Annotated in this window: 16 protein-coding genes; 6 read left to right on the plus strand and 10 right to left on the minus strand. The window is 71.3% G+C overall.

The features are described 5' to 3' along the window. Positions 1-21: 21 nt before the first annotated feature. Entirely contained in the window at positions 22-678 is a 657-nt protein-coding gene (locus ABIE67_RS04550; RefSeq protein ID WP_370253480.1) for a chaplin, read from the minus strand. Positions 679-949: 271 nt separating this feature from the next. On the opposite strand from ABIE67_RS04550, the gene ABIE67_RS04555 reads away from it, so the two are divergent. Both ABIE67_RS04555 and ABIE67_RS04560 read left to right on the plus strand, forming a co-directional pair. Continuing rightward, positions 950-2533 carry an alpha/beta hydrolase gene (locus tag ABIE67_RS04555; protein WP_370253482.1) on the plus strand — a complete coding sequence of 528 codons (1584 nt, stop codon included), beginning with the start codon at positions 950-952 and terminating at the stop codon, positions 2531-2533. A gap of 66 nt (positions 2534-2599) precedes the next feature. Beyond that, positions 2600-3697 carry a chemotaxis protein gene (locus ABIE67_RS04560; RefSeq protein ID WP_370253484.1) on the plus strand — a complete coding sequence of 366 codons (1098 nt, stop codon included), beginning with the start codon at positions 2600-2602 and terminating at the stop codon, positions 3695-3697. Between the two features lie 43 nt (positions 3698-3740). Here the strand turns inward: ABIE67_RS04560 and ABIE67_RS04565 are convergent, their stop codons facing one another. Beyond that, complete coding sequence (locus ABIE67_RS04565) at positions 3741-4154, minus strand: SsgA family sporulation/cell division regulator (protein ID WP_370253486.1); 414 nt, start codon at positions 4152-4154, stop codon at positions 3741-3743. A 435-nt stretch (positions 4155-4589) separates the two neighbouring features. On the opposite strand from ABIE67_RS04565, the gene ABIE67_RS04570 reads away from it, so the two are divergent. Further along, positions 4590-6020: a PP2C family protein-serine/threonine phosphatase gene (locus tag ABIE67_RS04570; RefSeq protein ID WP_370253488.1), complete on the plus strand. Its 1431-nt coding sequence runs from the start codon at positions 4590-4592 to the stop codon at positions 6018-6020. 51 nt (positions 6021-6071) lie between these two features. Here the strand turns inward: ABIE67_RS04570 and ABIE67_RS04575 are convergent, their stop codons facing one another. Then, positions 6072-7568, minus strand: a complete 1497-nt coding sequence (locus tag ABIE67_RS04575; protein ID WP_370253492.1) for a hypothetical protein — start codon at positions 7566-7568, stop codon at positions 6072-6074. Positions 7569-7802: 234 nt separating this feature from the next. Here ABIE67_RS04575 and ABIE67_RS04580 point away from each other — a divergent pair, with 234 nt between their 5' ends. Then, entirely contained in the window at positions 7803-8945 is a 1143-nt protein-coding gene (locus ABIE67_RS04580) for an aminoglycoside phosphotransferase family protein (protein WP_370253494.1), read from the plus strand. Positions 8946-9252: 307 nt separating this feature from the next. Then, complete coding sequence (locus ABIE67_RS04585; RefSeq protein WP_370253496.1) at positions 9253-11151, plus strand: N-acetylmuramoyl-L-alanine amidase; 1899 nt, start codon at positions 9253-9255, stop codon at positions 11149-11151. 4 nt (positions 11152-11155) lie between these two features. Here the strand turns inward: ABIE67_RS04585 and ABIE67_RS04590 are convergent, their stop codons facing one another. Continuing rightward, positions 11156-13390 carry a glycoside hydrolase N-terminal domain-containing protein gene (locus ABIE67_RS04590; RefSeq protein WP_370253498.1) on the minus strand — a complete coding sequence of 745 codons (2235 nt, stop codon included), beginning with the start codon at positions 13388-13390 and terminating at the stop codon, positions 11156-11158. Between the two features lie 238 nt (positions 13391-13628). Then, a complete protein-coding gene (locus tag ABIE67_RS04595; RefSeq protein WP_370253503.1) occupies positions 13629-14126 on the minus strand; it encodes a hypothetical protein in 498 nt (165 codons plus the stop codon). Between the two features lie 163 nt (positions 14127-14289). Between ABIE67_RS04595 and ABIE67_RS04600 the strand changes: the two genes are divergently transcribed. After that, a complete protein-coding gene (locus ABIE67_RS04600; protein WP_370253505.1) occupies positions 14290-15213 on the plus strand; it encodes a phosphotransferase family protein in 924 nt (307 codons plus the stop codon). 12 nt (positions 15214-15225) lie between these two features. Here the strand turns inward: ABIE67_RS04600 and ABIE67_RS04605 are convergent, their stop codons facing one another. The 5 genes from ABIE67_RS04605 to ABIE67_RS04625 all read right to left on the minus strand — a co-directional run bounded on the left by ABIE67_RS04605 (position 15226) and on the right by ABIE67_RS04625 (position 19786). Next, a complete protein-coding gene (locus ABIE67_RS04605; protein WP_370253507.1) occupies positions 15226-16131 on the minus strand; it encodes a universal stress protein in 906 nt (301 codons plus the stop codon). A 137-nt stretch (positions 16132-16268) separates the two neighbouring features. After that, on the minus strand, positions 16269-16511 hold the full coding sequence (locus tag ABIE67_RS04610) for a DUF397 domain-containing protein (RefSeq protein WP_370253510.1): 243 nt from the start codon (positions 16509-16511) through the stop codon (positions 16269-16271). A gap of 118 nt (positions 16512-16629) precedes the next feature. Beyond that, positions 16630-17796 (minus strand): thiolase domain-containing protein, encoded by a 1167-nt coding sequence (locus ABIE67_RS04615; RefSeq protein WP_370253512.1) that lies wholly within the window; start codon positions 17794-17796, stop codon positions 16630-16632. Continuing rightward, positions 17793-18842 carry a thiolase domain-containing protein gene (locus ABIE67_RS04620; RefSeq protein WP_370253514.1) on the minus strand — a complete coding sequence of 350 codons (1050 nt, stop codon included), beginning with the start codon at positions 18840-18842 and terminating at the stop codon, positions 17793-17795. Before ABIE67_RS04620 ends, ABIE67_RS04615 begins: the two co-directional genes overlap by 4 nt. Then, entirely contained in the window at positions 18839-19786 is a 948-nt protein-coding gene (locus ABIE67_RS04625) for a Zn-ribbon domain-containing OB-fold protein (protein WP_370253516.1), read from the minus strand. Before ABIE67_RS04625 ends, ABIE67_RS04620 begins: the two co-directional genes overlap by 4 nt. Between the last annotated feature and the right edge of the window lie 88 nt (positions 19787-19874).

Raw genomic sequence — 19874 nt, forward strand, 5'->3', positions numbered from 1 at the left:
GTGCCGCGCGCGAAGCGCGGGTCAGCGCACCGCCTGCGGGCGGAAGCGCCGGTACAGGACGGCCCCGCCCAGCAGGAGAGCAGTACCGCCCACAGCGGCGGCGAGGGTCTGGTCCGCTCCCGTGTCGGCGAGCGAGCCCTCGGGCCCTCCTTGCGGGACGAGCGCGTGCAGCGCCGGGCGCGGCTGGTGTGCCCTGGGCGGTACGGACGGCTTCGGCGCCGGCTTCGGGGTGTCGGGCGTGCTGTCGCCGGGGCCGTTCACCGACTCGTTGCCGGTCGCCGGGTTGCCGACACCGACCACGTTCACGCTGTTGCCGCTGACGTTCACGGGGAGGTGAACCGGGAGCTGTACGACATTGCCGGACGCGAGGCCCGGCGAATCCTTTCCGCTCCCTTCGGCCGAGGCCCCGCCGTGCGACGCGGCGCCCGGCTTGCCACCGCCGTCCTTGTTGGCGCACGAATTGCCCGCGGCCGGGTTGAGCAGCCCCACCACGTTCACGGTGTTCCCGCACACGTTCACCGGGACGTGCACGGGGAGCTGAATGGTGTTGCCGGCGAGCAGCCCCGGCGAGTCGGCCGCGGTACCGTCCGCCGCGGAGTCGGCGTACGCCGGCAGTGTCACAGCCATCGCGCCCGAGGCGGCGACGGCGATCACACTGTATCGGGTAACCCGTCTCATAGGTTCCCTGCCTTCCAGACATGGTCGCGGGCACTCACCCGCACCGGATAAAACGCAGGCGAACCATCCGAGTTATGGCTTATCGGCCATTCACCCCATCGAGCGTCAGGGTTGTCGAACTAGCGGTAAAAACTTCCGATGGCCACGCGAGGGGCGCGAGGCGGGGCAGCCCGGGCGGCCCCGCAGCTCCGGAGGCGTGCCTTCCGGGGCCCGCCTATCGTGGGCGAGGACGCCGTTACCCGGTCCGCGACGGGCGTCCCTGGAGGCAACGATGCTGGCCCACCTGTCACCGCGGCCCACGCTGCGGCGCTGCGCGGTCATCGGCGCGGTCGGCCTGGCCCTGCTCGGCACGGGGCTGACGGCGACCAAGGACGACGCCGATCCCGACCTCACCCGCTTCTACGAGCAGAAGGTCACCTGGGCGAAGTGCCAGGGCGAAGGCATGCCGAAGGATCTTCAGTGCGGCAAGGTCACCGTCCCCCTCGACTACGCCCACCCCCGGGCGGGGACGCTCGACCTAGCGCTCGCCCGCTACCGGGCCACGGGCGAGAAGCGGGGATCGGTACTGCTGAACTTCGGCGGGCCGGGCGGCGCCGGCATCCCCGAATTCGCCGCCGGCGGCAAGGAGTTCATGGAGCTGACGGACGGCTACGACCTCGTGACCTTCGATCCGCGCGGTGTCGGCAGGTCCTCACCGGTCAGCTGCGGGAACAGCGCCGTGAACTTCGACATGGGCGAGGACGCGAGCGAACTGGGCAGCGATCCGCAGTCCGTCCTCGCGCAGTTCAAGAAGGTGGCCGACACGTGCGCCCGGCACTCCGGGCCCGTCTACCGCCATATCGGCACGATCAACGCCTCGCGTGACATGGACGTGATGCGCCAGGCCCTCGGCGACAAGAAGCTCAACTACCTGGGTTTCTCCTACGGAACGCGGCTCGGCGCGGTGTACGCCGCCCAATTCCCCGACAAGGTGGGCCGCCTGGTGCTCGACGGCGTGGACACGCTGACCGAGCCGCTCGCCGAGCAGGGAGTGGCGAGCGCCAGGGGGCAGCAGCAGGCACTGGACGAGTTCATCAACTGGTGTGTGAAGGACATCGCCTGTCCGTTCGGGCAGGACGCGCGCGAGGCCCGGAAGCATGTCGTACGACTCGTCGACTCGCTGGACCAGGATCCGGTGCCGTCGGCCTTCGGTGAGCCGTTCACCGGGCAGGACCTGGTCGGCGCCATCGGACAGGCGCTCTACAGCGAGGACTTGTGGCCGCTGCTGGAGCGGGCCCTGGCCTCGCTGGTCGAGGACGGCGACACGCACGCCATCGAGACCTTCGCCTCGGGCGGGGCCGCGCCGCGAAGCCGCGAGGAGACGGGGGATCCCGACGGCGGGCTCGTCGACGAGGCGGACATCCCGCTCGACAACCTGCCCGCGGCGCTGGTGGCGATCAACTGCGCGGACGACCCCGACCGCCCCACCGGCGAGCAGATCATCGGCGATCTCGACCGGATGCGCGCCGAGTACGAGGCGGCGTCGCCGGTCTTCGGGCCCTACCGGCTCACCGGGGTGCTGCTGTGCTACGGCACCCCCAGGGGCACGGACTTCATACGCGACGAGGTCAAGGACGTGCACACGCCGAAGATGCTCCTCGTGGGCACGCGCGGCGATCCGGCGACGCCGTACCGCTGGACCGAGGAGACGGCGAAGCGACTCGGCTCCTCGGCCGTGGTCCTCGACAACAAGGGCAGCGGTCACACCGGGTACGCCTCCTCCAAGTGCGTGCACCGCAAGGTCGACGCCTTCCTGCTGTACGGCACGCTCCCGGCGGACGGAAGCTCCTGCGGACCCGAGGACGCCCGCGAATAGGGGCCCGGATCCATGCACTGGATTGCCCCTAATGCCCGATCGGTGAATCAGTCCTATCGTGCTCTTATGGAGCACGCACTCAGTCCCACCACCCTCACCGAGCTGCGGCGCCCGCGCCCCTATCCGGCCGTGTCCGTGCTGACGCCCACGCATCGCCGAGAGCCCTACCGGGCCCAGGACCAGGTCCGGCTGCGCAATGTCGTGGCCGCGGCCAAGAAACAGCTGGAAGCCGATCCCTCCGTCACCCGCGAGCGACGGGCGGACGTCGGCCGACAGCTCGACCAGGCCCTCGCCGAGGTCGATCTCACCTACGCCGAGGACGGCCTGGTGATCTTCGCCGCGCCGGGCGAGCACCAGGTGTGGTCGCTCGCCCGGACCGTGCCCGAGCGCGTGGTGCTCTCGGACACCTTCCTGACCCGCAACCTCGTCTCCGCCCAGGCCGCCGAGCGGCCGTACTGGGTGCTCTCGGTCTCGCCCGACCGCGTCACCCTGTGGAACGGCAGCCTGGACCGCGTCGCCGCGGCGCGCGTCGGCGGCTTCCCGCTGACCAGGAACGTCGAGAACTTCGACGCCGAGCGCCAGGAGCGGATCGGCGACATGCCGAGCACGTTCCAGGACGAGGGCACGCGCCACTTCCTGAAGGACGCGGACTCCGCCATGAGCGCGATCCTGCGGGGCAACCCCCGGCCGCTGTACATCACCGGCGAGCCGGCGGCGCTGTCCCTGCTGGACGAGATCGGCGGCGTCACCAAGGACGCGGTGCACATCCCGCACGGCGGCCTCGCGCACGGCACGCGCGAGGCGGTGTGGCAGGCGATCCAGCCGCTCATCACCTCGGAGGACCGCAGGAACACCGACGCCGTGGCCCGAGAGCTCGAAACGGCCCGGGGCCGCAAGGCATTCGCGGCCGGAGTCGACGAGGTCTGGCGCAGTGCCCGCGAGGGCCGGGTACGGCTGTTGGCCGTCGAGGAGAACTACCGCATCACCGTGCGCGGCGAGGACGGCGACCATCTGATCCCGGCCGAGAGCGACGAGCTCGACGCCCGCGAGGACATCGTGGACGAGATCGTCGAGCAGTGCCTGGAGACCGGCGCCGAAGTCCGCTTCGTACCGGACGGCACCCTCGACGACGCCCAGGGGATCGCGGGAGTGCTGCGGTACTGACGCCGGAGCGTCGAGGAGGCGCGGCGGCGGCCCTGTCGCCTCCTCAGACGCCGTCGAAGAGCGCGCTCAGCCCTCGTTCCACGACCGCGCCGAGGTCCTCCTCACCGGACGCGACCACCGCGTAGGTCCGCAGCAGGAAGCGGTTCAGGGCGGCGGTGTCGAACTGGAGCAGCGCCATCCCGCACGGCGAGTGCAGTTCCACGACCGTACGCTCCTGGCCGCACGGCCAGATGTGCACGTCTCCGTCCCCGGCCGGCCCGCGCAGCCCCGCCTCGAGCAGGGTGCGGGCGAAAGCCCAGGTGGCCCCTTCGCCATCGAGTGAGACATCGCCCGGGAAGTCGATGTGCACCGCCAGCGGGTCCATGGAGGCATAGCGCAGTGTGGCGGGAACGGAGAGTTCGCGCTCCTCACCGGTGATCAGACGGGCACGGGCGGGCTGCTCGAGGGCAATCTCCATGGGCGGTCTCTCTCCCCTGCGGGTCGGCGGTCGGACGGTTTTTGCCGCTGCCCTTTTACGAGCCCGCAGACGGCCGTTGCATTACACCGAAGCGGACATCATTTTTGTGACCTGTATCACTACAGGGGGGTGCAACCCCGCACGTGGCACCCGCCGCCGCCCCACCCCTAGAACATCCGATCGTCGAACACCCGAATTGCCGCCGCGCAATCGCCTCGATCGCCCGCCAAATCGCGTACCCCGCCTACGACTTGACCCATCGACCGACGTACGTCATTCGCACCGGACGAGCCCTCCTTGGAGACTCTGGCATATGCCAGCAGCACCACCGTATCGGGTGTTGCCAAATCCCTTACAGGGCGTCGCGGGCTGTGCGACAGTCGTAACGGTCCTTCCTTCAGCCTTGGTCGAACCGTCCCCGCATCGGAGTGCGTCATGCCGCCCCATCTCTCTGCGGACCGCCCCGCCGCTCAGCCGCCCGGACGCGGCTCGGTCGACGCGCTCATCACGCAGACGCGACGGCTCAAGGGCGACGTCGACGCCGTACGGCGGGACACCCAGAGCGACGGTTCGGACCCGCAGGAGCGGTGGCAGCGGGCCCTGTGCGACCTCGCGCTGCACCAGCTCAACGACCTCGACGAGCACTTGGCGCAGCTGCGGGACGGCCCGTCCCCCGCCGCGCCGGACCCCGCGGCCACGCCCGCCGGCCCGGCCGTGCCGCCCGCTCCCCGGCGCGGCTCGCTGCTCAGCCGGGTCGGCAGCGCGGAGTGGAACCTCCTTACGGACGAGGCGAGTTGGTCCGCCGAGCTCTTCGAGATCCTCGGGCGCGACCCCGCCGCTCCACCGCTCACCCTCGACGAGCTGCCGTCCCTGGTACTCGACGAGGACCGGCCGAAGCTGACGGCGATGGTCACCGACTGTCTGATCGACGCCAAGCCCATCGACGGCGAGTTCCGGATCCTCCGGCCGGACGGCGAGGTCCGGACCGTGCACATGATGGGCGAGCCCGTGCTCGACACTGACGGCAGCACCGCCTCCATGTGGGCCGTGCTGCGGGACGTCAGCGAACTGCGCCGCAGCCAGCGCACGGTGAGCGAGACCCGTGACTCGCTCCAGCGCCACCGGCACCACGCGCAGAGCGAGCACCGGCTCGCGGTCGAGCTGCAGGAAGCTGTGCTGCCGCCGTGGCGCGGCTCCCTGCGGCTCCCGCACCAGGGCTCGAAGACACTGGACCTCGCCGCTCACCATCTGCCGTCGTCGACGAGCGCGTTGATCGGCGGCGACTGGTACGACGCACTCGAACTGACTGACGGTGCAACGCTGTTGAGCGTCGGCGACCTCACCGGCCACGGCGTCGCCGTGGCCTCGGGCATGGCGACCCTGCTGGGCGCCGTACGCGGCATGGCGATGGCCGGCACCCAACCGGGGCAACTGATGTCCTGGCTCAACCAGTTGCTCGACGCCACCGTCCAGTCGGCCCTCGGCAGCGCGGTCTGCTGCCGCTACCTGCCCGAGACCCGCACCCTGACCTGGGCGCAGGCCGGACACCCCGCCCCGCTGCTGTTCCGCGACGGGACGGGGCGCAGGCTGAACGCGCCGGACGGCGTCCTGCTCGGCGTCACCTCGGGTGCCGTCTACGCACAGGCCGAAGAGAGCCTCCGGGTGGGCGACCTGCTCATGCTGCACACCGACGGACTGGTGCCAGGGCACAGCGGAGCGGACTCCGTGCGTCCTCTCCTCGATCTGGGCTCCCGTTTCAGCGAGGCCCGCACCGCACAGGACTGTGTACGGCTGGTCGTCGAGGAGTTCGGTGAAACCGAGCGCGAGGACAATGCCTGTGTGCTCGTGGCCAGGGTGACGTCCTAGAACCCACGGGGATCAATCAGTCGCACAGCCCCCCTATGCGTATGCCCTTGCCTATGCCTGTGCGCTGTTGCCACCGCCCGGCTTCTTCGGCTTGGGCAGCGCCAACCGGATCTCCTCCCGCAGTTCGTGGATCTTCGGGTAGCTGGAGTACTCGGCGGTGAGCCGGTACATCTGGCGCAGCCGGTCCCAGGTACGGCCGGACGAGTTCGAGCCCATGGACATCAGGGCCAGCCGTGCGTACCGGTCCGCCTGTTCGGGGTCGTCCGCGATGAAACAGGCGGACGCCATGGAGAGATGGTCGAAGATCTTCGACCGCTCCCGGCCGTCGATGCGCAGGGCCAGGGCCTTCTCGGCGTAGTGCTGGGCGTGCGCGGCCGCGCCGGGCTCGAACTCGGCCAGCGTGCGGTAGGCCAGGGCCTGCATGCCGTACAGATCCTCGTCCTTGAAGGTCTGCATCCAGCTCGGTGCCGGTACGTCGCTCTTGTCGGAGACGAAGAGGTCCTCCGCCTGTCCCAGGGTGCGGCGCATGGCCTGGCCCCTGCCCATCGACGCCTGCGCCCAGGCCTCGATGGTGTGGAACATGGCCCGGGTGCGCGGCAGCACCTCTTCGCCGGAGCCGGACTGGGCGAGTTTCATGAGGTCGAGTGCGTCGTCGGGCCGGCCGAGGTGCACCATCTGGCGAGCCGCTCGGGAGAGCGCCTCTCCGGCGCGGGGCCGGTCGCCGCCCTCCCGGGCCGCGTGGGCGGCGATGACGAAGTACTTCTGGGCCGTGGGCTCCAGGCCGACGTCGTGCGACATCCAGCCCGCGAGGACGGCGAGGTTGGCGGCGACGCCCCACAGGCGCCGCTGCAGATGATCGGGGTGACGGTAGGCGAGCATGCCGCCCACCTCGTTGAGTTGTCCTACGACCGCCTTGCGCTGCAGCCCGCCGCCGCGGGCCGCGTCCCAGGCCCGGAACACTTCGACCGAGCGCTCCAGTTCCTCGATCTCCTGAGAACCGATCGGGGCCGCCTCGTACCGGTCGAACCCGGCGGGGTCGGCGTGCAAGGGGTCGTCGAACTGGGGGGCGTCGGCCTTGAGGGCCGGGTCGGTGTGCAGCCAGTCGTGCATGGCGCTGCTGAGTGCGGATCCCGCGGCGAGCGCGGCACCCGCGCCCACCAAGCCGCGTCGGTTGAGCATGAGGTCCATTCCCGTGAATTCGGTGAGGACCGCAGCAGTCCGTTCGGGCGCCCACGGCACGCCGTCGGGATGCTCCACACTCCCGCCGTCCTGCCGTTTCCCTGCACGCCCGTGCCGGACCAGACCGAGGTCCTCGATGGTCACGACACGGCCGAGACGCTCGGTGAACAGGGCTGCCAGCACCCGCGGCACCGGATCGCGCGGGATCTCTCCCATGTCGATCCACCGCCGCACCCGCGAGGTGTCGGTCGCCAGCTGGGGGTGGCCCATGGCCGCCGCCTGCCGGTTGACCTGCCTCGCGAGTTCGCCCTTGGACCAGCCGGCCAGGCCGAACAGGTCCGCCAGGCGGGTGTTGGGTTCTCCGCTCACGTCAAGCCCCCAGGTTCTCGGCTGAGTTGACAGTAGCCCGGTGGGAGGTGCCCCGGGACTATTCGCCAGGGTTCGCCAGGGTGCGCCAGATGGTGTGCCACTGGGCATCGGGTGTCAGGTAGGAACGCGCCACCCCGACCCGGTTCGCCGAGGGACATTCCCCAGGGTGTACCCGGGCGGCCGGATCGGGCAGCGCTTTGTCGTCGCAGGCACACGAAGGGATCTGTCTCTCCCATGTACGCAGCATCGTCCTCCGTGTCCGCCCCGCCCCGGCCGTTGCGTGCCCGCCCGGCGGGCAGCGGTCCTTACCTCGACCCCGCGCGGCCGACGGCCGCCCCCGTGCTCGGCGCGGGCCGGACGCTGCGCGCCGCGGGGCCCGGCACCCAACCGCTCAGCGGGAGACTCGACTTGTCCGGCCCTCAGGGCGCCCAGCTGCGTACGGCGATCGCGTCGGTGCACCGGATCTGCCCGGAGTTCGCTCCGGTCCAGGTGCTGCGCCGCAGCGGGCGGTCCGTCCTCCTGGTCGGCACGACCGGGCGCAGCACGGCCGTCGCCAAGTGTTTACTGGACCACTCCCCAGCGTGGGCCAAGCGGATCCGGCACGAAATAGCGGCATACCGCTCGTTCGTCCGGCACCGCCCTCCGGTGCGCGTGCCGAGGCTGATCGCAGCGGATCCGGACAACTGCACGCTCGTCATCGAGCGGATGCCCGGCCGGGTGGCGGCACTGCAGCGCCACCCGCTGGAGGCGCCCCCGCGTGCGGACATCAGGGCGGCCCTCGGCGCGATCTGCCGGCTCAACGCGTGGCGGCCGCCGGCGGGCACGTTCGACGCCCCGCTGGACTACGCGACCCGGATCTCCCGGTACCACGAGCTGGGGCTGCTCACCGACCGGGACATGGGTGATCTGCAGAAGCTGCTGCACGGCATCGCGGCCACCGCGGGCCGGCAGGGCATGGGCCAGTTCTGTCACGGCGACGCACTGCTCTCGAACATCCTGCTCTCACCGGCCGGTCCAGTGCTGGTGGACTGGGAGCACGCGGGCTGGTATCTGCCGGGCTACGACCTGGCGACGCTGTGGTCGGTGCTCGGGGACGCGCCGGTCGCCCGCCGCCAGATCAGTCAGATCGCCCAGTCGGCGGGCCCGGCTTCACGGGACGCGTTCCTGGTGAACCTGATGCTCGTACTGACCCGGGAGATCCGTACCTATGAGACGGCCGTGCAGCGTTCGATGCACGACACGACCCCGGCGGCACCGGGAGTGGCCCACCCGGGTGCTGCGCCGTCCGGCGAGGAACAGCGGCTGCTGCTGAGGCGGCTGCACGACGACTGCCAGCTGGCCCGACGGGCCGTGCGCGCGGCGGTCGGGACTCGCTGACGGGGACGGTGGCCCGCGGTGCGCCCTGGAGACAGCGGCGTACCGCGGGCCTTCGTGTGCACGGCGGCGGTGAGCTCCTCCGTAGGGCCGTACGCGTCCCACCGGTGTACGCCACTGACGCCCCGCAGGCCCGGAGGCCGTCGTCGCGAAACTCCCGGGGCACCTGGGCTGACAAGGGAATTCGGCTGCCCCTTGGCATGATTGACGGATCGTCGGACAGCCGGTACCACAGACTCACGCCCGGCCCCGTACGGCTCATCGCGCCCGACCGTCCCAGGAGGCTGCATTGCGAGGATCCGTCACCGCCATGGCCGCCACGGCACTGCTGTTCCCGCTGCTGGGCGCGGCCCCGTCCGACACCGGGGGCTCGGAGAAGGGCCTTCAATCGGCCTTCGCCTCCGCGGCCGCCGAATACCACGTGCCGCAGAGCGTCCTGCTCGGCGTCTCCTACCTGCAGTCCCGGTGGGACGCGCACGACGGGGCGCCCAGCGTGACCGGCGGCTACGGCCCGATGCACCTCACCGACGCCCGCACTGCCCTGGCCGAGGCGGCACCGCACCACAGCGAGGGCTCGGAGGACCCGCGCGGCGACAGCGCCCGGGCTCCGCTGCATCCCAAGCCGGCGCTGCCGCGGACCTCCGCGATTCCGGCCCGCCTCAGGACGCTGCCCAAGGCGGCCGAACTGACCGGGCTGAGCGCCCAGCAGCTGCGTACGAACCCGGCGGCGAACGTGGCCGGCGGTGCCGCACTGCTCGCCGCCGCGCAGAGGGAGCTGGGCGAACCGCTGAGCTCCGATCCCGCCGACTGGTACGGCGCGGTGGCCCGCTTCTCCGGAGCCGACGACACCGCGACGGCGGCGGCGTACGCGAACGACGTCTACGACGTCCTGCGCACCGGCCAGAAGCGCCACACGGACGCGGGCCAACAGGTCGCCCTGGCCGCCCAGCCGCGTCTCTCCCCCGACACCGGGCAGTTGCGGCGAGCGGGGTTGCGCACGATCGAGGCAGGCGCGACCGAGTGCCCGCCGACGGTGTCCTGCGAGTGGATCCCGGCCCCGTACGAGGAGTTCGGGGACGACGACTACGGCAACCACGACCGGGGCGATCGTCCCGCCTCCTCGGACATCGACTACATCGTCATCCATGACACCGAGGGCGCCTGGGAGGGGGTCCTCACCATGGTGCAGGACCCCACCTATGTGTCGTGGCAGTACACTCTGCGCTCGACCGACGGTCATATCGCCCAGCATGTGAAGGCCAAGGACGTGGCCTGGCACGCGGGCAACTGGTACGTCAACGCCAAGTCGATCGGCCTGGAGCACGAGGGCTTCCTGGCGAAGCCGGACGCCTGGTACACGGAGGCGATGTACCGGTCCTCGGCCCGCCTGGTCACCTACCTCGCCAAGAAGTACGGCATCCCGCTGGACCGGCAGCACATCCTCGGCCACGACACCGTGCCGGGCCCGACCACGTCGACGATCAGCGGGATGCACACCGACCCGGGCCCGTACTGGGACTGGCGGCACTACTTCGAGCTGCTCGGCCGCCCCCTCCAACCGACCGCCGGACCGAACGGCGGCCTGGTGACGATCCGCCCCGACTACGCGACCAACCGGCCCCGGTACACGGGCTGTGTCTCCGCGGGCCAGCCGTGCGCAGCCCATGGTTCGAGCGCGGTGCGGCTGTACTCCGGGCCCGGTGAGTCGTACCCCCTGATCAAGGACATCGGTCTGGGCTCGACCCCCACCACCGGGGTGAACGACCTGTCCTCGCGGGTCTCCACCGGCCAGCAGTACGCGGTCGCCGGCCGGGACGGGGACTGGACGGCGATCTGGTACCTGGGCCAGAAGGCATGGTTCAAGAACCCGAAGAAGAGTCCGACGGCGGTCGACGCGGCCGGTCGGGTGGTCACGCCGAAGGAGGGCCTGAAGAGCGTCCCGGTGTACGGGCGGGCCTATCCCGAGGCCTCCGCCTATCCGGCGGGCGTTCCCGTGCAGGCCGTGTCGCCCCTGCCGTACACCTTGCCGGCCGGCCAGCGCTATGCGGTGGGCGGCAAGGTGCCGGGCGAGTACTACTACGCGGTGACCTTCGACGAGGGCTCGCACCGGGTCGTCGTCGGCAAGGACCAGTACTACGAGATCCAGTTCGGTCACCGGGTGGCGTATGTGCGGGCGGCCGATGTGCGGGAGCTGCCCTCGGGCTCCTGACGCGTCAGCCCTCCTTGTCCCAGGTGTACCGCCGTCCGGCGACCGCCCTGAAGGTGAGCTGCCCGTCCTCGAACAGGTCGCTGCGCACCGTGAGTTCACGGGTCCGTGACGCCTTCAGGGAGATGCGGGTCGCCCGGCCGTGCGCCCAGGCGATGTCGAGGGTGGCGCCGCCACGGGCCCGCAGGCCGCGCACCGAGCCGGCCGGCCAGGCGGCGGGGAGGGCGGGCAGCACCTCGACGACGTCGTACTGGCTCTGCAGGAGCATTTCCACGATCCCGGAGGTGGCGCCGAAGTTGCCGTCGATCTGGAACGGCGGGTGGGTGTCCCAGAGGTTGGGCAGGGTCGAGGACTTGAGCTGTTCGCCGAGCATTTTGTGGGCGTGGTCCCCGTCGCGCAGCCGCGCCCAGAAGTTGATCTTCCAGGCCTTGGACCAGCCGGTGCCGCCGTCTCCGCGTGCGGTCAGGGAGACCTCGGCGGCCCTGGCCCACTCGCTGCCCGGTTCGATCTGCCGTCCGGGGTGGAGGGCGAACAGGTGGGAGACATGCCGGTGGGTGTCGGTGGGGTCGTCCAAGTCCTCCTTCCACTCCTGGAGTTGACCCCAGGAGCCGATGTGGAGGCCGGGGTCGAGTCGGTTCAGCGCCTCCTCGACGCGGCGGCGGAATTCGGGGGTGTCGCCCAGGATGCGGGCCGCTTCGAGGGTGTTGGTGAACAGGTCGTGGACGATCTGCTGCGACATGGCGGCGCCGGCCGTGAAGTCGCCGTGCTCGGGCGAGTAGCTGGGGGTGACGACGAGGGTGCCGTCGCGCGGGTCGGTGCGCAGGTTGTCGAGCCAGAACGCGGCGGCCTCCTTCATCACCGGATAGGCGGTGGTGCGGAGGTAATCGGTGGAACCGCCGAATCTGTAGTGCTCGTACAGCTGTTGGGTGAGCCAGGCCGCCGCCTCGGGGAACCAGAACGCGGTCGCCCAGTCGTGCACTCCGGTGTAGCCGTACGGGTTGGTCTCGTTGTGCACGACCCAGCCGCGCGATCCGAACATCTCCTGTGCTGTACGGCGTCCGGGCGCGCGCAGGGCCTCGACGAAGCGGTCGTACGGCTGGGTCGTCTCGGCGAGGTTCGCGGCCTCGGCGGGCCAGTAGTTCATCTGGATGTTGATGTTGGTGTGGTAGTCCGCCGACCAGGGGGGCGTGGTGCTGTTGTTCCAGACGCCCTGGAGGTTGGCGGGCAGGGAGCCGGGGCGCGAGGAGGCGATGAGCAGATAGCGGCCGTACTGGAAGTAGAGGGCTTCCAGGGCGCGGTCCGCCGCGCTCGTGCCGCCGGTGTACCCGACCAGCAGCCGGTCTGTGGGGACGTCCGCGGTGAGGGACGCGCCGATGTCGAGGCCGACGCGGCCGAACAGGGCCCGGTGGTCGCGGACGTGCCGGACGAGCAGCGCCTCGTAGCGGTCCCCCGCCCGTTCCACGGCTCGGCTGACGGCGGCGTGCGGGTCCGGGCCACGGTAGTCAGGGTAGGTGTCGGCGTAGTCCGTCCCCGCGGCCAGGACGAACCAGGCGCTGTCGGCCGCGGTCACGGTGATGGTGCCGGCCGCGTCCGATGTCACGGTGCCACCCTGGGCGCGCACCCTGACCTGCGCCTCGAAGCGCAGCCCGTTGTCGGCGAGCGCGCCCCGTACGGTCAGGGTGTCGTCGGCCGCGGTGGCGGTGAAGTCGGTGCGGGGCGAGGTGTAGCGCAGGGTGAAGGTGACGTTGCCGGGCCGGTCCGCGGCGAGCCGTCCGACGATCACGCCGTCGGGGTGGGAGGCGAAGAAGTCCCTTTGGTGGCGGACGCCTTGGTGGGTGTGGACGACCGAGGCGACGGCGTTGTCGAGGTCGAGCTCGCGTCGGTAGTCCTGCGGGGGTGCCGTCGGCGCGGCGGGCAGGTCGAGGTGGAGGTCCCCGAAGGTCTGGTGGGCGCCGTAGCCGGTCCGCGGCTGGCCTAGCCGGTCGGCCACGGACTCGGGGTCGAGGGTGGTCCGCGCGTCGAGGTCGTCCTGTACGGCGGTGATCGCGCCGGGGCGGGGTGCGCGCCAGTTGCCGTGGTCGTAGCCCTGGGCGGAGCCGGGGCCGCCGGTCCAGAGGGTCTTCTCGTTGAACTGCAGTCGTTCGGAGGCGAGGGTGCCGAACACCATGGCACCGAGTGCGCCGTTGCCGATGGGCAGGGCCTCGCGCTCCCAGTCGGTGGCGGGAGTGGCGTACCAGAGCACCGACGACCCCTTCGATACATCGGAGGTATCAGCGGCGACAGCCTCGCTGGCACCAGCTCCCAAAGCAAGCGCGCCGGCCGTGCTGGCTGCGGCCTTCAGCGTCGCCCTACGAGTGATCTCATGCGGCTCATGCGGCTCATACGACATGACCCCTGACGCTAGAGGTCCGATGACTCTGCGACAAGGGTCATGACAACATGTGCGGAGGCCCGAACAGCGGGGCCTCAGATGGGAGGACTCAGCCCTGCTGGAAGAGCTCCGCGGGCAGCGGCTTCAGGAGGGCGTACAGGTCGTCCGTGATGGGGCGGTCCCAGGCGGCGATGGTGACCAGGACGTTGTCGCTGCGGTCGAACTGCACGCAGGAGATCCGGCTCTCGGAGAGCTTGAGGCGGCGGACGATCAGGAGGTTGTCGCCCTGCATCACGGGCACGTCCTCGCTGCCGACGACGGTGACCTCCTCCTCGTTCTCCAGGGCCAGCAGCAGCTGGGCGACCTCGAACGGGATCTCGCCCTCGTCGACCTCGCGGGCCGGGGAGCCCTCCGGCAGATTGCCGATGATCATCGCGGGGCCGCGGCCGCCGAACAGGTCGTAGCGCAGGAAGACACCCTGGCAGCTTCCGTCGGGGGCGGGCAGCAGACCGGCGCCGAGATTCCCGGGCCAGTCGCCCGGGTCCATGGCCAGAACGTCGAAGTCGGGCCCGGCGGGCGTGGCGCTGCGGCGGCGGAGGAACGACATGTCGCCATGGTACGTGGCCGCGCCTGTTGCGTGACGTGCGGGCATGGGTTCGAGGACTGCTTCCCCGCGCCTGGGCGAGAGGCTCCGGGTGCGCCAACAGGTCGCCGGACGCCGGGGAGAATGCGGTTGTCCCTTCCGTCCCGGGAACCCTACGGTCGCGATCATGCTGCCCCCTGTCGAAACGGACGAGGAATGGGACGCCGTCGTCCCCGACGAGAAGCTGATGCGGCCCGGAGTGCGGGACCTGTGCGCCCGCCTCGGTCTGTCCGGGCTGCCGCTGACCCGTTTCCCGGACGGGTCACAGCCGGTCTACGCCGTGGGCGACGAGCACGTCCTCAAGCTCTTCCCCGGAGCCGCCGCCCGGGACGGCGAGGCCGAGGGCCGCGTCCTGTCCCATGTCCAGGGACGCCTGCCCGTACCGACGCCTCAGGTGCGCGACGCCGGCCCGTACGAGAACGGCTGGCGGTACGTCCTGATGGCCCGGCTGTGCGGCGAGAACCTGGCCGGAGCCTGGGACCGCGTTCCGCCCGCCGACCGTGAGCGGATCGTCGGCGAGATCGGCGAGGCCCTCGCCGTGCTGCACACTCTCGATCCCGGTCCGCTCGGGGACTTCCTCGGGCCCGGGGACTGGGGCGCGTTCGTGGACCGGCAGCGTGCCGGGGCGGTGGAACAGCAGCGCGGGCACGGGCTGTCCGCAGAGTGGCTGGAGCAGATACCCGAGTTCCTCGCCTCGGTGCCGCTCCCGCGCGCCCCGCAGCCCTCCTTGCTGCACACCGAGGTCATGCGGCAGCACTTCCTCGTCGATCCGGACGGCTGGCGTCTGACCGGGCTCTTCGACTTCGAGCCGGCCATGGTCGGCGACCGGGCGTACGACTTCGTCGGCGTGGGCCTGTTCGTCACCCGTGGCGATCCGCGGCTCCTGACCCGGCTGGCCAAGGTGTACCGCACCACCTTCGACCCGGCGGAGCTGCTGGCGTACACACTGCTGCACGTGTACAGCAACCTCCCCTGGTACCTACGGGAGTTGGGCGCATCCCCGGAGCGCACGCCGCCGTCCCTGGCCGAGGCCTGGTTCGGTATCGCCTGACGGGCCGGGCTCTCACTCCTCCGCCGGCGTGGGCGGCACCACCGCCACCGGGCTCGCGGCATGCAGCAGGACCGCGTGGGTCACCGAGCCCATCAGGCGGGCCGGGGCCAGGAGGCGGCGTCTGTGGCGGCCCACGACGACCAGGTTCGCGTCCTTGGAGGCGGCGACGAGATGGCCGGCCGCGTCGCCCGGGGCGATGCAGGTCTCGGCGCGCACCTCCGGGTGGCGCTCGCCGTACGGGGCCAGGATGCCTTCCGCGAGGGTGCGGGTCTCCGCCTCGACGGCGTCCTGGTCGTGGGACGGCGGCACGATCTGGGCGGTGGCGGCCGTCCAGACGTGCAGCGGCCAGGTGTAGGCGGCGACGACCTGGACCCGGGCACCGCGCAGGGCGGCCTCGGCGAAGGCGAAGGACAGCGTGGCCTCGTCGGGGCTGTCGACCTGCAGACCGACGACGACCCGCCGCCCCGGCCCGATCGGCATCGCGTCGTGGACCTCGCGGCCGGGCTTGGGCACCACGACGACCGGGCACCCGGCATCGCGTGCGGCGGCCATGCCGGTGGAGCCGAGCAGCAGACTGGCGAAGCCGCCGCGCCCCCGGGAACCGAGCACCAACAGCTGGGCGCCGGAGCCCAGTTCGGGCAGCACCGCGGCCGGCTCGCCCTCCACAACGACGTACTCCGTCGCCGGCCGCTCGACCCGCGCCTCCAGATACCGGCGCACACGGTCGAGCACCGGATCGTCCTCCGGTACCGGCCGCCCGGCGGGCAGGACTTCGGGCTTGGCCCACGCGGCGTACTGCCACGCATGGACCACCCGCAGCGGCGCCTCGCGCAGCAGGGCGGCGTCGAACGCCCAGTCCAGCGCGACCAGGCTGTCGTCCGAGCCGTCGACCGCCGCGATGACCGGCAGGGTGCTCATGGGTTCTCACCTTTCCGGAATACGACCTTCCCCCCTCCCGGGGTCAGCCTGGCTCAGGCATCGGCCCCAGGGGGGTCTCAAGGTCGCGTGTCCGGAAAAACGGGCGGAACACACCCGGATCGGACCGAAGGCGGCCGTCAGGTCAGGTCGAACTCGCCCTCCCTCGCACCCGACACGAACGCACCCCACTCGGCGGGTGTGAAGATCAGGGACGGGCTCTCCGGGCTGCCGCTGTTGCGCATCGCGATGAACCCCTCGACAAAGGCGATCTGGACATCCCCCAGGCCACGGCTGCTCGAGTGCCAATCGGCGCTGCTGAGGTCCAGCTCCGGCTTCTCCCAGCCCGTGAACGGCTGCTGCTGGATGGTGCTCTCGGCCACGTCCGTGCTCCTCCCGATTCGTCGTCCGCGGGCCAGCCTAGCGATCGGTTCCGAGTGCCAACAGGCCACGTGAGGGGGACCGTTGCGGAGCCGTCTCGACCGCCGTCCGGGAGCCGTCTCAGGCGTCCGGGGGTTCGGAGCCCACGAGCCACATCGAGAAGAACTGCGAGCCACCGCCGTAGGCGTGCCCGAGTGCCTTGCGGGCCCCTTCCACCTGGTGTTCCCCGGCCTGGCCGCGCACCTGGAGGGCCGCTTCGGCGAAGCGGATCAGGCCGGAGGCCCCGATGGGGTTCGTGGACAGGACGCCGCCCGACATGTTGACGGGCAGATCGCCGTCCAGCTCGGTGACCCCGGCCTCGGTGAGCTTCCAGCCCTCGCCCTCGGCGGCGAAGCCCAGGTTCTCCAGCCACATGGGCTCGTACCAGGAGAACGGCACGTACATCTCGACGGCGTCGATGTCCCGGCGCGGATCGGCGATCCCCGCCTGCCGGTACACGTCGGCCGCGCAGTCCTTGCCGGCCTGCGGCGACACGGCGTCCTTGCCGGCGAAGAGGGTGGGCTCGCTGCGCATCGCGCCGCCGAGCATCCAGGCGGGCCGGCGGGGCGCACGGGCGGCCCCGGCGCGGTCGGTGAGGACCATCGCGCAGGCGCCGTCGGAGGAGGGGCAGGTCTCCGAGTAGCGGATCGGGTCCCACAGCATGGGCGAGGCCTGGACCTTCTCCAGGGTGATGTCGTGCTCGTGGAGGTGCGCGTAGGGGTTCTTCAGGGCGTTGCGCCGGTCTTTGTAGGCCACCAGCGAGCCGACCGTGTCGGGCGCGCCGCTGCGTCGCATGTACGCGCGCACGTGCGGGGCGAAGAAGCCACCGGCCCCCGCCAGCAGGGGCTGCTGGAAGGGGATCGGCAGGGACAGTCCCCACATGGCGTTCGACTCGGACTGCTTCTCGAAGGCGAGCGTCAGGACGGTGCCGTGGACGCGGGCGGCGACCAGGTTGGCGGCGACGAGGGCGGTGGATCCGCCGACCGAGCCGGCCGTGTGCACCCGGAGCATGGGCTTGCCGACCGCGCCGAGCGCGTCGGCGAGATACAGCTCCGGCATCATCACGCCCTCGAAGAAGTCGGGCGCCTTGCCGATGACGACGGCGTCGATGTCCGCCCAGGTCAGCTCGGCGTCGTCGAGCGCCCTTCGGGCGGCCTCCCGGACGAGCCCGGCGATCGACACGTCCCGGCGCGCCGCGACGTGCTTGGTCTGGCCGATGCCTACGACGGCCACGGGCTCCTTGCTCATCGCGGATCCCCTTCGAGTACGGCGACCAGGTTCTGTTGGAGGCAGGGGCCGGACGTGGCGTGCGCGAGCGCCCGGTCGGAGTCGCCCCGGTGGACACGGGCGGCGGCCTCTCCGATGCGGATCAGCCCGGCGGCCATGACGGGGTTCGCGGCGAGCGCTCCGCCGGACGGGTTGATGCGCACGCTGTCGTCGAGCTTCAGCGCCTTGCGCAGGACGACCTCCTGCGAGGTGAACGGGGCGTGCAACTCGGCGGTGTCGACGGGCCGTTCGAACGCGCCTGCCCCCTCGGCGGCCAGGCGGGTCGAGGGTGAGTCGGTCAGGTCACGGACGCCGAGGCTGTGTGCCTCGATGCGGTGGTCGATGCCGCGGATCCAGGCGGGCCGGTCGCACAGCTCGCGGGCCCGCTCCCCCGCCGCGAGGATCACGGCGGCGGCCCCGTCGCCGATGGGCGGACAGTCGCCGGTACGGAGCGGTCGTACGAGGTACTCGCCTTGCGGGACCGAACCGCTCAGCTGGGCATGGGAGTTGGCGGTGGCGTCGGCACGGCTGCGGGCGGCGACCGCGGCGAGCGCGGGTTCGTCCGTGTCGCCGGCGTCGATGAGGGCCTGCGCCTGGAGGGCGGCCAGGGCGACGGAGTCGGGCCAGAGGGGGGCGACGTAGTAGGGGTCGAGCTGCCGGGTCAGGACGTCGCGCAGGGGGCCGGGTGAGGACTTGCCGTAGGAGTAGACGAGCGCGGTGTCTGCGTCCCCGGTCAGCAGCTTGATCCACGCCTCGTACAGGGCCCAGGCACCGTCCATCTCGACGTGCGACTCGGAGATCGGCGGCCAGGCGCCGACGCCGTCGAGGGCGAGGGTGAAGGAGAAGGCACGGCCGGCGAGGTAGTCGCTGGAGCCGGAGCAGGTGAAGCCGATGTCGGCGGTCTTCAGGCCGGTCTGTGCGAGCACCGCGTGCAGGACGGGCATGAGCATCTCCACCTCGGAGAGCTCCTCGCTGGTGCGCCGGTGGTCGGTCTGCGCGAAGGCGACGACGGCGATCTCGCGGTTCACAGCAGCTCCCTGTAGGTGTCGTAGTCCGCGTCGGGCTCGCCCGTGGGCCGGTAGTGGTCGGGATAGCGGGCGCCCTGCGTCCACACCGGTTCGACCCGCAGGCCCATGCGCACCTGGTCGTAGGGGATGCCGCCGATCCGGCCGTGCAGGGCGAGACCGGCGCCGTCGAGGGCGATGTGGGCGTAGACGTACGGCACTTCGATGTCGAGGTTCTTCGCCTTGATGTTGACGATGCAGAACGTGGTGACTGTGCCGTGGGGACCTACCTCAACCTGTTCGGATGTGGCCACGCCACATGTGGGGCACGCACCCCTCGGCGGGACGTACACCTTGTGACAGGAAGGGCAGCGTTCTCCGACGTTCCGCTGTTCGGCCAGGGCGTTGATGTAGGCGGTCTGGGCGCGGCCGGGTGAGTAGGTGTAGTCGAGGCGGGCGGGGGCGACGATGCCGGTGACGGGGTCGACGAACTCGCCGGTGTGGTCTACCGGTTCGACCTCGTTCGGACTGCTGTCGTACGGCTCGAAGCAGGCGATGTCCGTGATGGCGCCGGTGCGCTCCTCGGCCCAGCGGACTCTGACGCGCATGCCGGTGTGCACGGCGTCGGGGCCGGGGGCGTCGAGGGCGTGCAGGAGGGCGGTGTCGGCGCCGTCGAGCCGGACCAGGACCCAGGCGAAGGGGGTGTCGAGGGGCTGGTCACGGCGCGGGGCGTGGTTCCAGGCCCAGGTGGTGACCGTGCCGGTGGGGGCGACTTCGACCAGGTCGCGAAGCTCCTCGGCGGTGACGGGGTCGTACTCGACGGGTGGGACGAGCGTGCGACCGTCACCGGTCCGCACGCCCAGCACAACGCGTTCGCGCAGACCGGTGAGGAAGGCGCTCTGGACCGGGCTGAGGGAACGGGTGAAGGGGAACTCGACGGTCAGCGGGGCCTTGAGGACTTCGGGCATCGAGGGCGTGCCTCCTTCGGAGGTCGGGGTGCGTGGGACGCGCCCCTCAGGGGCGCGGGGCTGTGACGTGTGCGGCGCCGCCGCGTGG

The organism is Streptomyces sp. V4I8, from assembly GCF_041261225.1.
Lineage (GTDB): Bacteria > Actinomycetota > Actinomycetes > Streptomycetales > Streptomycetaceae > Streptomyces.

Coding starts and splice junctions, on each gene's coding strand:
- ABIE67_RS04600 (WP_370253505.1), top strand. CDS start 14,290: ATGCTGCCCCCTGTCGAAACGGACGAGGAATGGGACGCCGTCGTCCCC.
- ABIE67_RS04550 (WP_370253480.1), bottom strand. CDS start 678: ATGAGACGGGTTACCCGATACAGTGTGATCGCCGTCGCCGCCTCGGGC.
- ABIE67_RS04555 (WP_370253482.1), top strand. CDS start 950: ATGCTGGCCCACCTGTCACCGCGGCCCACGCTGCGGCGCTGCGCGGTC.
- ABIE67_RS04585 (WP_370253496.1), top strand. CDS start 9,253: ATGGCCGCCACGGCACTGCTGTTCCCGCTGCTGGGCGCGGCCCCGTCC.
- ABIE67_RS04570 (WP_370253488.1), top strand. CDS start 4,590: ATGCCGCCCCATCTCTCTGCGGACCGCCCCGCCGCTCAGCCGCCCGGA.
- ABIE67_RS04565 (WP_370253486.1), bottom strand. CDS start 4,154: ATGGAGATTGCCCTCGAGCAGCCCGCCCGTGCCCGTCTGATCACCGGT.
- ABIE67_RS04615 (WP_370253512.1), bottom strand. CDS start 17,796: ATGAGCAAGGAGCCCGTGGCCGTCGTAGGCATCGGCCAGACCAAGCAC.
- ABIE67_RS04625 (WP_370253516.1), bottom strand. CDS start 19,786: ATGCCCGAAGTCCTCAAGGCCCCGCTGACCGTCGAGTTCCCCTTCACC.
- ABIE67_RS04605 (WP_370253507.1), bottom strand. CDS start 16,131: ATGAGCACCCTGCCGGTCATCGCGGCGGTCGACGGCTCGGACGACAGC.
- ABIE67_RS04595 (WP_370253503.1), bottom strand. CDS start 14,126: ATGTCGTTCCTCCGCCGCCGCAGCGCCACGCCCGCCGGGCCCGACTTC.
- ABIE67_RS04580 (WP_370253494.1), top strand. CDS start 7,803: ATGTACGCAGCATCGTCCTCCGTGTCCGCCCCGCCCCGGCCGTTGCGT.
- ABIE67_RS04560 (WP_370253484.1), top strand. CDS start 2,600: ATGGAGCACGCACTCAGTCCCACCACCCTCACCGAGCTGCGGCGCCCG.